This window comes from Streptomyces sp. NPDC049837 (genome assembly GCF_040674455.1).
Classification (GTDB): Bacteria; Actinomycetota; Actinomycetes; order Streptomycetales; family Streptomycetaceae; genus Streptomyces.
Genome location: NZ_JBFAMP010000002.1, coordinates 463,189 through 475,955, shown reverse-complemented (window position 1 = coordinate 475,955; position 12,767 = coordinate 463,189). Strand labels below are relative to the sequence as shown.

General features: G+C 73.9%; 11 protein-coding genes. 7 read left to right on the top strand and 4 right to left on the bottom strand.

Annotated features, from left to right (window positions below; genetic code table 11):
- The first annotated feature begins 10 nt into the window (after nt 1-10).
- The 5 genes from AB0J57_RS06665 to AB0J57_RS06645 all read left to right on the top strand — a co-directional run bounded on the left by AB0J57_RS06665 (nt 11) and on the right by AB0J57_RS06645 (nt 4,540).
- Nucleotides 11-769, top strand: a complete 759-nt coding sequence (locus AB0J57_RS06665; RefSeq protein ID WP_366126893.1) for a helix-turn-helix domain-containing protein — start codon at nt 11-13, stop codon at nt 767-769.
- A gap of 25 nt (nt 770-794) precedes the next feature.
- Complete coding sequence (locus AB0J57_RS06660; RefSeq protein ID WP_366126892.1) at nt 795-2,129, top strand: MFS transporter; 1,335 nt, start codon at nt 795-797, stop codon at nt 2,127-2,129.
- An 8-nt stretch (nt 2,130-2,137) separates the two neighbouring features.
- Nucleotides 2,138-3,310 carry an anhydro-N-acetylmuramic acid kinase gene (locus AB0J57_RS06655; RefSeq protein WP_366126891.1) on the top strand — a complete coding sequence of 391 codons (1,173 nt, stop codon included), beginning with the start codon at nt 2,138-2,140 and terminating at the stop codon, nt 3,308-3,310.
- Between the two features lie 82 nt (nt 3,311-3,392).
- Nucleotides 3,393-3,662, top strand: coding sequence for a WhiB family transcriptional regulator (locus tag AB0J57_RS06650; RefSeq protein WP_366126890.1), 270 nt, complete (start codon nt 3,393-3,395; stop codon nt 3,660-3,662).
- 107 nt (nt 3,663-3,769) lie between these two features.
- Nucleotides 3,770-4,540 (top strand): class E sortase, encoded by a 771-nt coding sequence (locus tag AB0J57_RS06645; protein ID WP_366126889.1) that lies wholly within the window; start codon nt 3,770-3,772, stop codon nt 4,538-4,540.
- On the opposite strand, the gene AB0J57_RS06640 is transcribed toward AB0J57_RS06645, so the two are convergent.
- On the bottom strand, nt 4,523-5,770 hold the full coding sequence (locus tag AB0J57_RS06640; protein ID WP_366126888.1) for a cytochrome P450: 1,248 nt from the start codon (nt 5,768-5,770) through the stop codon (nt 4,523-4,525). The two genes, AB0J57_RS06645 and AB0J57_RS06640, sit on opposite strands and share 18 nt — an antisense overlap.
- Nucleotides 5,767-6,543: an alpha/beta hydrolase gene (locus AB0J57_RS06635; protein WP_366126887.1), complete on the bottom strand. Its 777-nt coding sequence runs from the start codon at nt 6,541-6,543 to the stop codon at nt 5,767-5,769. The genes AB0J57_RS06640 and AB0J57_RS06635 overlap by 4 nt, the downstream gene beginning before the upstream one ends.
- A 220-nt stretch (nt 6,544-6,763) precedes the next feature.
- On the opposite strand from AB0J57_RS06635, the gene hpnR reads away from it, so the two are divergent.
- Nucleotides 6,764-8,275: a hopanoid C-3 methylase HpnR gene (gene hpnR, locus AB0J57_RS06630; protein ID WP_366126886.1), complete on the top strand. Its 1,512-nt coding sequence runs from the start codon at nt 6,764-6,766 to the stop codon at nt 8,273-8,275.
- 115 nt (nt 8,276-8,390) lie between these two features.
- Nucleotides 8,391-10,628, top strand: a complete 2,238-nt coding sequence (locus AB0J57_RS06625) for an MMPL family transporter (RefSeq protein WP_366126884.1) — start codon at nt 8,391-8,393, stop codon at nt 10,626-10,628.
- On the opposite strand, the gene AB0J57_RS06620 is transcribed toward AB0J57_RS06625, so the two are convergent.
- Nucleotides 10,601-11,326 (bottom strand): class I SAM-dependent methyltransferase, encoded by a 726-nt coding sequence (locus AB0J57_RS06620; protein WP_366126883.1) that lies wholly within the window; start codon nt 11,324-11,326, stop codon nt 10,601-10,603. The two genes, AB0J57_RS06625 and AB0J57_RS06620, sit on opposite strands and share 28 nt — an antisense overlap.
- 10 nt (nt 11,327-11,336) lie before the next feature.
- Nucleotides 11,337-12,590 carry a BtaA family protein gene (locus AB0J57_RS06615; protein WP_366126882.1) on the bottom strand — a complete coding sequence of 418 codons (1,254 nt, stop codon included), beginning with the start codon at nt 12,588-12,590 and terminating at the stop codon, nt 11,337-11,339.
- Nucleotides 12,591-12,767: the final 177 nt, after the last annotated feature.

Genomic DNA, 12,767 nt, shown 5'->3' with positions numbered 1-12,767 from the left:
GGGTCAAGGGATGCCCGAGCAGGAAGCTTCCGGGCGGCGAAAAAGCCGGCGCGGCCGGCTGAGCCGGGAGCTCGTGCTGGCCACGGCGCTCGCGCTGGTCGACCGGGAGGGCCTGTCCGCCCTGAGCATGCGGCGGCTGGCGGCGGAGCTGGGCGTGGAGGCGATGGCCCTGTACCGGTACGCGGCGGGGAAGGACGCGCTGCTCGACGGGCTGGTCGAGGCGGTGTTCACCGAGCTCCTGGACACCTTGGCGGCGCCTTCGGACGCGGCACCCTCGGATACGGATACGGCACCCTCGGACGCGGCACCTTCGCACACCGACTGGCGCGGCGAACTCCACCACACGGTCCGCGAGATGCACCGCGTCGCGCTGCGCCACCCGCACGTGGTCCCACTGCTCGCCACCCGGATGCTCGCCGTGCCGCTGGCCCGCCGCCCACGGGCGGTGCTGCGCGTCCAGGAACGGATCCTGGCGCCGCTCTTCCACGCGGGGCTGGACGACCACCGTACGCAGCTCGCCTACCGGGCCGTGATCGCGTGGGCCCTCGGTTACGTCTTCGTGGAGCTGACCGCCGTGGTGGACGACCCCGACGAACCGGAACCGGCGATCCGGCTGGGTCTGCACCGGATGCCCGTGCACGAGCTGCCCCATCTGCGCGCCACCGTGCCCGCCCTCGCCGAGCGCGCGGGTGAGGAGGTCCTCGCGGTCGGCCTGGACGCGCTGCTGGACCGTTTCCTCGGTGGGGAGGGCAGGGAAACGATGACGTAGCCGCAGACGCCGGAAGGGGCACCGCATGACGACCTCCGTGCACGGCCCCGCCGACGAGTCGGACTCATCGGACCGGCCCACCGGGCCTTCCGGGCCACCGCGCTCGCGCAAGGCGCTGGTGGCGGGCTCGGTGGGCAACTTCATCGAGTGGTACGAGTTCGGCGTCTACGGCTACTTCGCCACCGTCATCGCCGCCAACTTCTTCACCCCCGAGGGCGGCGGCGACGCCGAGGCGCTGATCCGGACGTACGCGTCGTTCGCGCTGGCCTTCTTCTTCCGGCCGGTGGGCGCGGCGCTCTTCGGCCGCGTCGGCGACCGCATCGGGCGGCGCCCCACGCTGATCCTGGTCGTGCTGCTGATGACGGCCGCCACGACGATGATCGGCCTGCTGCCCACGTACGCCACGATCGGCGCCGCCGCGCCCTGGCTGCTGACGCTGCTGCGGATCGTCCAGGGCCTGTCCGCCGGAGGGGAGTTCGGTGGCGCGGTGTCCCTGATGACGGAGTTCGCCCCGCCGGGCAGGCGTGGCCTGTACGGGGCGTGGCAGTCCTTCACCGTGGCGCTCGGCCTGCTCGGGGGCGCCGGGGCGGCGGCCCTGCTCGCCACCGTACTGACGGAGGCTCAGCTCGGGTCGTGGGGCTGGCGGCTGCCGTTCCTGCTGACGCTGCCGATGGGGCTGGCCGCCCTGTGGCTGCGGCTGAGGCTGGAGGAAACGCCGTCCTTCCGGCGGCGGGGGCGGGCGGAACCGGCCGCCGCCCCCGCACGGGAGACGGTGCGGGCCATCGCGCTGGGCGCGGGCCGGCTGATGGGCTGGTCGGCGGCCGGGTACACCTTCCTGGTCGTCATGCCGTCGTACCTCCAGAGCGTCCTGGACGCGACGTTCCGGCAGGCGCTGCTCGCCACCGTTCTCGCCAACGCGGGCTTCGCGGCGGCGATCCTGCCGGCGGGCGCGCTGAGCGACCGGGTGGGGCGGCGCGCGGTGATGGTGACGGGTGCGGCGGTGGCCGCACTGGCCGCGTTCCCGCTGCTGGACCTGTTGCAGGATCCGGCCGCCCCGACGGCCGCCAAGGGCCTCGCCGTGTGCGCCGCCGGTGCGGTCGTCGGCCTGATGGCGGGGCCGGGGCCGGCGATGCTCGCCGAGATGTTCCCCACCCGGGTCCGGTACACCGGCCTGGGGCTGGCGTACGCGCTGTCCAACGCGGTCTTCTCCGGCTGCGCGGGCCTCATCATCACCGAGACGATCAAGCGCACCGGCAGTGCCGACATCCCCGCGTACTACGTGGCCGCCACCTGCGCCGTCAGCGCCCTCGCCCTGGCGACGCTGCGCGGCGACGACCACCGCCGCGCGCTGCGCGACTGAGGAGGGTCATGCGGGTCATCGGGCTGATGTCGGGTACGTCGTACGACGCCGTCGACGCCGCGGCCGCCGATCTGTCGCTGGACGGCGACGCCCTCGTCCTGGCGCCCCTGGGCATGGTGAGCGCCCCCTACCCCGGCGAGCTGCGTTCGGCCCTGGCGGCGGCCCTGCCCCCGGCGGCCACCACCATGCGGGAGGTGTGCCGGCTCGACACCCGGATCGGCCAGGCCTTCGCGTCCCTCGCCGTACGCGCCGACGAGGAGCTGTGCGGCGGCCGGGCCGACCTCGTCGTCTCCCATGGCCAGACGGTCTACCACTGGGCCGGGGACGGCACCGTGCACGGCACGCTCCAGCTCGGCGAGCCGGCCTGGATCGCCGAGGCGACCGGCCGCCCGGTCGTGTCCGGCCTCCGCACCCGGGACGTCGCCGCCGGCGGCCAGGGCGCACCGCTCGTCAGCATCGTGGACGTGCTGTGGCTGCGCGGGCGGCCCGGCGTGCCCGTCGCCCTCAACCTGGGCGGCATCGCCAACATCACCGCGGCCGCCGGGACAGGGCCCCCGGTCGCCTTCGACACCGGGCCCGCGAACGCCCTGATCGACGCGGCCGTGCGGCACTTCACCGGCGGCGGGCTCGGGTACGACGAGGACGGCGCCCTGGCCGCCCGCGGCCGGGTCGACGAGGCGCTGCTGCGGAAGCTGCTGGACGATCCGTACTACGCGCAGCCGCCGCCCAGGACGACGGGCAAGGAGCGGTTCCACCTGCCGTACCTGCGGGCCGCCCTTGCCGGGTACGAGTCGCTCCCGGTGGAGGACGTCGTGGCCACCCTCACCCGGCTCACCGCGCGGACCGTGGCCGGCGCCGTCAGGTCCGTGGGGGCGACCGAGGTCCTCGCCTCGGGCGGCGGCACCCGCAACCCGGTGCTGATGGCCGTGCTGGGCAAGGAACTTGACGGCATCCCCCTGCGCCGCTCGGACGAGCTGGGGCTGCCGTCGGCCGCCAAGGAGGCGTACGCGTTCGCGGTGCTCGGGTTCCTCACCGTCCACGGGCTCGCCGGGACGGTCCCGGCGTGCACCGGCGCGCGGCACCCGAGCGTCCTCGGCTCGCTCACGCCCGGCCGCCACGGGCTGCGCCTGCCGGAGCCGGCGGCCACCGCGCCCGTACGGCTGCGCGTCACACAAGCCTGATTCATCCCGCGTCGATCTGTTTCAGTCCCTCCCCCAGCGGCGACCCGGAAAGACGAACCATTCGACGGACTGGGAGAGTTCCATGACTGACTGGCGCCAGCGGGCCGTGTGCCGCGACGAGGACCCCGACCTCTTCTTCCCGATCGGCAACACGGGCCCGGCGCTCCTCCAGGCGGAGGACGCGAAGTCCGTGTGCCGCCGCTGCCCCGTGCGGGAACCCTGCCTGGAGTGGGCGCTGGAGTCCGGCCAGGAGGCGGGCGTCTGGGGCGCCACGACCGAGGACGAGCGCCGCGCCCTCAAGCGCCGCCGCGCCACCCGCCGCACGGCCCCGGCCACCCCACCACGCCGGTGACCGTGCGCATGGGGTCCATCGCGCAGCGTCGATGGGGCTATCCAGGGAACAGGTGTCCGGTTTACGTTGGTGTGACCGTCCCGTCCCCGGCCCCCCTCCGGAGCCCCATGCTGAAGGTCCGCACCGCTTCCGCCGCGCTCACGAGCGCCATCATCGTCGCGCTCGTCGGTTGTGCCGCAGGCGGCAGCGGCGCCGCCGAGCGCACCGCGCCCACCGCCCCGGCCTCCGCGGCGGCCGTCGTGGACCCGGCGCCCGCAAAACCCGCGAAACCCGCGAAGCCCGCGCCACCCGAGGCGCCCAAGGCGCCCGCCGCCCCTGCCGTCCCCGTCGCGCCCTCCCCCGAGCCGTCGCCGGATGAGACGGCGCGCACCCGGACCGCCGTGCTGGCCATCCCCGCCATCGGCGTCGAGGAGCTGCGGGTCGTGCCGTACCAGGGGACGACCGACGACTGGCCGGGCACCAGGATCCAGGACCGTGGCGTGGCCGCCAGCCCGTACGGGCCGCGTGGCGGTGTGGGGCCCGGCGAGGTCGGCAACTACCTCGTCACGGCACACCGCCTCTCCGCCGGCGGCCCGCTGCGCGACCTGCCGGCTCTGAAGGTGGGCGAGTCGGTCTTCGTCACCGCGGGCGGCACCGTCCACGAGTACCGGATCACCGAGACCCGTAAGACGTCCTTCCGCTCCGAGCGGTCCCTCGCCGAGCAGCGGGCCCCGGTCCCGGGCAAGCCGGGCGAGCGGCCGGTGAAGGCGATGATCACCGTGTCGACGTGCGCGACGCCCGAGGACGACGCGGCGGGCAACTTCTGGCGGGACGCCAAGGGCAACCCCGAGCACCGCATCGACAAGGTCGGCGTGCTGGTCTCATCCAAGAAGGCGTAGGGGCAGCGACTTCAGGCCGTTGATGAAGTTGGAGACCAGGCGCCGGGGCGGGGCCGCCGGTTCGTAGGGCGGCAGCACGCGCAGCGCCTCCTCGTGCAGGACCCGCAGTTGGAGCCGGGCGAAGTGGGCGCCCAGGCAGACGTGCGGGCCGTCGCCGAACGACACGTGCGGATTGGGCGAGCGGGCGAGGTCCAGGCGGTGCGGGTCGGGGAACACCCGTTCGTCGTGGTTGGCGGAGGCGTGGAAGACGACCACCTTGTCGCCCCGGCGCACCCGCCGGCCGTGCAGGACGCACTCCTCGGCCGCCGTGCGGCGGATGTGCAGCACGGGCGGGTGCACCCGCAGCAGCTCCTCGACGGCGGTCCCGACGGCGAACCGCCCTGCCCGCAGCCCTCGTTGCGCCTCGGGCTGCGCGGCGAGCGCGAGCATCCCGCCGGGGGCGGCGCTGCGCACGGTGTCGTTCCCGGCGACGGTGAGCAGGAAGAAGAACATCTCCAGCTCGCCGTCGGACAGGTCCGCGTGGGCGAGCGACGTCATGACGTCGTCGCCGGGGTGGTCGCGCTTGTACGCCGCGAGGCCCTGGGCGTAGTCGAACATCTCCTTCAGCATGGCGGGCGAGCGGGGGTTGACGGGGGTGCCGTCGGGTCCGAGTACCGGCGGCTCGTCCGGGTCCTGGTAGGCGATGACGCGCTCGGTCCAGGTGAGCAGCAGCCCGCGGTCGCTCCTCGGCACGCCGAGCAGGTCGGTGAGGTTGAGCAGGGCGTACTCGTCGGTGACGGGGTGGACCACGTCCACGGTGCCGTCCCCGTCGCGGGCGGTGGCGTACGCGGCGGTGAGCAGGTCGCGGGCCCGCCGCCGGGCGGTGGCCTCGAAGCGGTCGATCCGGCCGGGGGTGAAGGCGCGGCTGACCAGACGCCGCAGCCGGCCGTGGGCGGGCGGGTCCTGATTGAGCATCATGCGGCGGATGAACGGCAGGTCGGCCGGGTCCGGGTCGCGGAGCTGCGTGGCGCCCAGGTGCGAGGAGAAGGTGCGGGCGTCCTTGAGGACCCGTACGACGTCGCTGTGGCGCGTCACCGCCCAGAAGCCGGGCCCGGCGGGCCAGCCCAGCACCTCGTACTCGTCCTGCCAGGCCACCGGGGCGCGGTCGCGCAGCTCCCGGTAGGCGTCGTGCGGGATGCCGCGCCCGTACAGCCGGGGGTCGAAGACATCGGGCGGCACGGGGACGCTCACGCGGGGCCGTCCGCGCGCAGGAAGTCCTCGACGACGCGGATGAGTTCCAGCGGTGTCTCGTCCATGGCGTAGTGGCCGGCGCGGGGCAGTTCGGTGACACGGCCCTTGGGGTAGCAGCGCAGCCAGGTGCGGCGCATCAGCTCGGCGCCGAGCGCCGGGTCGAGCGCGCCCACCACGGCGAGGGCGGGTACGTCGCTGCCCGCCACCTCGGCGTGGAAGTCCTCGCGGGCCCAGGAGTCGAGCCAGGCGCGGAACGCCGTGGGGTCGCTGCGTTCCAGGGAGCGGCGCACCATGCGGTCGAGCCAGGCGGCGGGGCGGTTGCCGCCGGTGGTGGCGTCGATGATGGCGCGGCGGTTGCCCGGGTTTTCGGCGGCCCCGGTGAACAGCTCCCACTGCTCGGGCGGCATCAGCAGCCCGGCCGCCGGGACCGGGGAGATGCCAACGAGCCGGCGGACCCGGCCGGGCGCGGCGGCCAGGACGCGCTGGGCGACGCTGCCGCCCATGGAGTGCCCGACGACCGAGAACCGGTCCCAGCCGAGCCGGTCGGCGAGGGCCAGCAGGTCAGCCGCCGCCTCGGCGGTGGAGTACGGGCCGGGGGCGTCCTTGGCCTCGCCGTAGCCGCGCAGGTCGACGAGGGCGTAGCTGAAGGCGGTGCGGTCGAGGTCGGCGAGTACGGGCGCGTATGCGGTGCGGTCGGCGAACCAGCCGTGCACGGCGAGGACCGGGTGGGGTCCGTCGCCGGTCCGCTGGTGGGGCAGGGGGTAGGGGGCCACGGTCGCTCCGATCGGGAGGGGACGGCCGGATGGGTTCACCCTGGCGGCTGCCCGGCCGTGCCACAAGAGCGCCACCGGGCCGGGGCCGATGGCGCGCGGGGCGCCTGGGACGGGGCGTGCTGTATCCCCGGCCCCCGGCGTGCCTCCAGCAAGAAATCTGACAAAAGGGGCAGAAATGGTTCACGTAGCTGCCCTGTGCCGCCGTCGGCTGGAGACTGAGATGCGCGTGATGCTGGTTCACCCGAGTGCCCTGATGTACTCGGAGATCTTCTTGCGGCTGGAGCCACTGGGCCTGGAACGGGTGGCCGCGGCGGCACGCGACGCCGGTCACGAGGTACGGGTGGTGGACCTCCAGGTGCTCTCGCGCTCCCTGCTCGACCGCGAGCTGGAGTCGTTCGCGCCCGAGGCGGTGGGCATCTCGCTGAACTACCTGGCCAACATCCCCGAGGCGATCGAGATCGCCCACCACGCCAAGGCCGCCTCCCCCGGCTGCTTCGTCTTCCTGGGCGGCCACAGCGTCTCGTTCATCGCCGAGCACGTGCTGGAGCAGGCCGAGGGCGCGGTCGACGCGATCGTACGCGGCGAGGGCGAGCCGGCCGTCGAGCCGCTGCTGGCGGCGGCGCGCGACGGCGGGCTGAAGGACGTCCCGGGCGTCGTCTGCGCGGAGGGGCGCGGCCCCGCCCCGAAGCTGCTCGACAGCCTGGACACCCCCCGGCCCGCCCGCGACCTGATGCGCAAGCGCAACCGCTACTTCATCGGGGAACTGGACCCGTGCGCGTCGATCGAGTTCACCCGGGGCTGCCCCTGGGACTGCTCCTTCTGCTCGGCGTGGACGTTCTACGGACGCAGCTACCGCAAGGCGTCCCCCGAGGGCGCGGCCGACGAGATGGCGTCGATCAGGGAGCCGAACGTCTTCATCGTGGACGACGTGGCCTTCATCCGGCCGGAGCACGGCGACGGCATCGCCGCCGAGCTGGAGCGGCGGCGCATCCGCAAGCAGTACTACCTGGAGACGCGCAGCGACGTCCTGCTGCGCAACGAGGAGGTCTTCGCCCGCTGGACGCGGCTCGGCCTGCGGTACATGTTCCTCGGCATGGAGGCGCTGGACGCCGAGGGGCTGGACCTCTACCGCAAGCGGGTGAGCCCGGACGACAACTTCAAGGCCCTGGAGACGGCCCGCCGACTGGGCATCATGGTGGCCATCAACCTGATCGTCGACCCGGCCTGGGACGCCGAACGCTTCCGTCTCGTGCGGGAGTTCGCGCTGTCCGTCCCCGAGATCGTGCACCTGACGGTGATGACGCCGTACCCGGGCACCGAGATCTGGCACACCGAGTCCCGCCAGTTGACGACCCGTGACTACCGGCTCTTCGACATCCAGCACGCCGTCGTGCCCACCACCCTGTCCCTGGAGGAGTTCTACCGGGAGCTCGTGCGCACGCAGGCCGTGCTCAACCGCAAGCACCTGGGGCTGAGCAACGCCATCGGCGCCCTGGGTGTGCTGGGCCGCAACCTCGCCCGGGGCCAGACGAACTTCGCGCGGATGCTGTGGAAGTTCGGCAGCGTCTACAACGTACGGCGCCAACTGGCGGACCACGAGCGGCAGGTGCGGTACGAGCTGCCGCTGCCCAAGCACAGCGCCACACCGCCCGGCCGGCAGGACCTGTTCATCCACACCCGGGCCGTGTCGCACGCGCGTCCGCAGGCCGATCCGGAGCCCGACGGGGTCTGATGCCCCGTTTCCCCCGTCCGAGTACACCCGCCGGGTCGCGCCGAGCGTCCCGGTGGGCCGTGTGGGAGGTTGAGGAGTCCCAGTCCAGGCTCCCAGTCCAGGCGAGGAGACACATGTGCGGTCCGGGATGGTGAAACGGCGCCTGAGCCTCCTGCCCGCCGACCCGCTGGGCTCCCTCGCCGAACTGGTACTGCGCTTCCCCGTCCGTACGCTGGTGCTGACCGGCTGCGCGCTGCTGCTCGCGGCCGTGGCGGCCGTGGGTGTGGGCGAGAACCTCTACCACGGCGGTACGACGGCGCCGGGCGCCGAGTCGGCGCGGGCCGAGCACACGCTGTCCACGGCGTTCCGCAGCGGGAGCCCGAGCGTGACGCTGGTGGCCACGACAGGCGGGTCGGTGGACGACGCGGCGGCGGTGCGCGCCGGGACGCGGCTCGCGGAGCGGGCGCGGCGACTGCCGAAGGTGGTGGAGGTCCGCTCGTACTGGCCGCACCGTCCCGCCTCGTTGCGCGGCCGTGACGGGCGCGCGGCGCTGGTGCTGCTGCGGGTGGCGAGCAGTGAGGCGACGGCGCACAAGGACGTGGAGCCGCTACTGCGGGAGCTGACGGGCCGTCACGGTCCGCTGGCGGTCTCGGCGACGGGGGCCACCCCGGTGGGGCTGGCGATCGAGCGGCAGAGCCGGCTGGATCTCCGGCGCACCGAGCTGCTGGCGGCGCCGCTGACGGCGGCCGTGCTCGTGGTGGTCTTCGGGGGCGTCGTCGCGGCGGGCCTGGCGCTGCTGGTCGGACTGTGCGCGGTGGTGGGCGCGGCCGCGTTCCTGAGCGGGCTGTCCGGTCTGACGACGGTGTCGGTGATCGCGCTGAACCTGACCACGGCGCTCGGGTTCGCGCTGGCGGTCGACTTCAGCCTGTTCATGCTGGCCCGCTACCGGGAGGAGCGGGCGCGGTACCGGGAAGAGGGCGACCGGTCGGAGGCCGCGCACCAGGCGCTGGTGGCCACCGTGTGCACCACCGGTCGTACGGTGGTGTGCTCCGCGCTGACGGTGATCGGCAGCCTGGGCGCGCTGCTGCTGTTCCCGCTCGGCATGCTGCGTTCGGTGGCGTACGGCGGCATCACCGTGGTGGCGCTGAGCGCCCTGCTCGCGATCACCGCGCTGCCCGCCGCGCTGTTCCTGCTGGGCCCGCGGATCGACGCGCTGTCGGTGCGCGGCAGGCGGTCCTGGGCGGCCCCGGACGGCGGCCGCTGGTACCGCCTCGCGTACGGGGTGATGCGCCGCCCGGTGCCGGTGGTCCTGGTGCTGGGCGTGCTGCTGACCGCGCTGGTCCTGCCGTTCGCGGGCGCCCGGTTCGGCACGTTCGACGACCGGGCCCTGCCCGCCGCTTCGGCGACCCGGCAGGCGACGGAGACGGTGCGCCGGGACTTCGACCACCAGGCGCTCAGCCCGGTGCAGGTGGTGCTGCCCGGGCTGGACGCCCGCGCGGGCGCCGTCGCGCTGGACGGTTACGCCAGGCGGCTGGCCCGGCTGGAGCACGTGGCGCGGGTGGAGACGGCGACGGGGACGTACCGGGAGGGCCGGCGGGTGAGGCCGGCCGAGCCGGGGCACGGTTACGCGTCGGCGGCGGGGGCGTGGGCGGCGGTCGTGACCGACGTGGGTCCGGAGACGGCCGCGGGCGCGGAGGTGGTACGGGCGGTGCGGGCCGTCTCCTCGCCGGTGCCCGCGCTGGTGGGCGGTACGCAGGCGTGGCTGGCGGACCTGGGCGACACCATCCGGGCCGGGGTGGTTCCGGCGCTGTCGCTGATCGCCGTGGTGACGCTGCTGTTGCTGGGGTGGTGCACGCGCAGTGTGGTGCTGCCGCTGAAGGCGCTCGTCCTCAATGTCCTGAGCCTGAGCGCCACCTTCGGCGTGATGGTCTGGGTGTTCCAGGAGGGGCACCTGAGTGGCTGGCTCGGCGGTTTCACGGCGACGGGGGTGACCGACACGGTCGTCCCCGTGCTGGTGCTGTGCGTGGCGTTCGGACTGTCGATGGACTACGAGGTACTGCTGCTGTCGCGGACGGTGGAGGAGCACGAGGCGGGCGCCTCGACGCGGCAGGCGGTGGCGCGGGCGGTGCAGCACACGGCCGGTCTGTTCACGGCGTCCGCGCTGGTCGTCATCGTCGTCATGGCGGCGCTGGCGGCATCGGGGCTGCTGCTGCTGAAGGTCGTGGGCGTGGGTCTGGCCGTGGCGGTGTTCGTGGACGCCACGGTGATCCGGCTGCTGCTGGCACCGGCCCTGATGGCGCTGCTCGGCCGGGCCAACTGGTGGCTGCCCGCCGCCCGGCCCGCCCTTCAGTCCTTGGTGCCGGTGAAGAGGTAGTACGGCACACGGGCCGGGAGGTACGGGACCGGGGCGAGAGCTTCGCGTACGTGGCCGGTGGTGAACCGGGCGCGGAGGTAGGGGAGGTGGTCCGGGGACAGGAAGACGTTGTTGTGGCTGAACCAGGCGGGCCACAGGTGGCGCCGCCACGCGGCGTGCCGCGCTCCCCCGCCGGGGTGCTTGCGCGAGACGTAGAAGTCGCAGACGGCGATGGTCCCGCCGGGCCGGAGGATGGCACGGGCGTGGTCCACGGCCGCGAACCAGTCGGGCATCATCGTCAGCGCGTAGGAGAACATCACGACGTCGGCCGGGCCGTCATCCGGCCGGTAGTCGGTGGCGCTCGCGAGGACGGTCTCCACGTTGTCCCAGCCGGACCGTTCGACGCGCCGGCGCGCCACGTCCAGCATCGAGGCCGAGACGTCCACGAGGGTGATCCGCCGGCACTCCTTGCGGCGCCGCTCGTCGAGGTGGCCGATGTTGCTGCCGGTACCCGCCCCCATGTCGACCAGATGGGCTCCCGGAGCGGTGGGGAGCAGGCCCATCAGCTCGCGGCGGCCGTGCAGCATGCGCTCGCGGAAGGCGTCGTACTCGTGGGCCGTGGAGCGGTAGTACGACTCCATGCGCTCGGCGGGCGTCGTGCCCGAGACGCGGGGGAAGGCCATGTGACGGATGGTGCGCAGGTCGGACCGGAGTCCCATGCGGGTCCCTTCAGGGCAGGTCGGCGATGTGGAAGCTGCCGTAGGTGTGCACCCGGTCCCGCTCGTGCAGCCGGGCGGCCAGCTCCGGGTGGCGGTGGAGCAGGTCGGTCAGCTTGCGGGTACGGCCCTCGTGCGTGACGCGTACGGGGTCGAGGTAGCGGGTGCGCAGTCCGGCGCTGCGGTAGATCACCCGGGCGCCGGGGCGGGCCGCGTCGAGGATGGCCTGCCACTCCTGGGCCAGGGCCGGCTGGTCGCGCCAGCCCATCCAGTCCATGTGGTCCAGCAGCACGAACTTGGAGATCCCCGCCCGGGGCCGGTCCTCCGACAGGAACCCGGTGACGGACGCGGTGCGCACGTCCAGGCGCGGCAGGGCGTCCCGGAGGCGGGCGAAGTTCGCGGCCTTCAGGTACTCGGGGCAGCAGGTCGCGGTGTAGGAGCCGGTGATGTAGGCGCGCCAGAAGTAGTTGTCGGCGATGGGCAGCCTGCCGAAGATCGCGTCGAACCCGTCGTGAACGAGCTGGACGGTGCCGCCCGCGTACTCCTCGGCGATCTCCCGGCGCTGCTCGGGCGGGACCCCGGCGAGGTTGAGGGCGAGGGGCTGTGCGGCCAGCTTCGCCGGCGCCCAGAGCTTGTCGCGCAGCCGGGACTCGTAGATGTGCCGCTGCCGCTCCAGGGTGGGGGCGGCCAGCAGTTCCTCCAGGTGCGGGCCGAGGCCCTGGAAGCGGCGGAGGAAGAGCATCAGGCCCTTGGCCAGGAAGCCGGAGGTGCCACGGTAGTAGAAGGAGTTGCGCCAGCCCCGGCCGGCGAAGGCGTCGATGTAGCCGTCCCAGTACCGCCGCGCGAAGGGCGACAAGTCGGGTCGCAGTGTGTCCCGGTACATCTCGCGGGCCCGTAGGGAGCGCCCGGCGCCGAAGAGTTCGAAGAACTCGGCGTGCGACAGGCGCCGGATGCCGGCCGCCTTCAGTTCCAGCAGGGCGTTCTGGCGCGGGTTGACGTCGACGGCGGTGACCTTGCCGGCTCCGGCGAGCAGGTAGTCCAGCGCGTTGCAGCCGCCGCTGGTGATGACCAGGACGTGGTCGTCGGGCCCGAGGGCGAGGGCCGCGCGGTCGAGGGCCGGGTCCTCCCAGCACGCGTTGTAGACCAGCTTCCGGTCGTGCAGGGCGGTGAACACCCGCCCGGCCAGCGGGGTGCCCATGCGGGGTCCCGGCAGCGCCGGGGAGTGGGGGGCGACCGGCGTCACGTCGGCGGATGGGTACGAGGACATGCCTCTCACCTTGCTGGATCGGCCGCCCCGGCCGGTGCGGAGACACCCGGATTCCCCCGGCCGGCCGAATCCCGGGCGGTGACGCACTAGGCCGGGCGAGCGGCTTGTGGCCCCGCCCGGGCCCGTGCGGCTGCCGCGGGGGCCCCGGCGGGGGACGCTGTCCGGTGGACCGAGCGA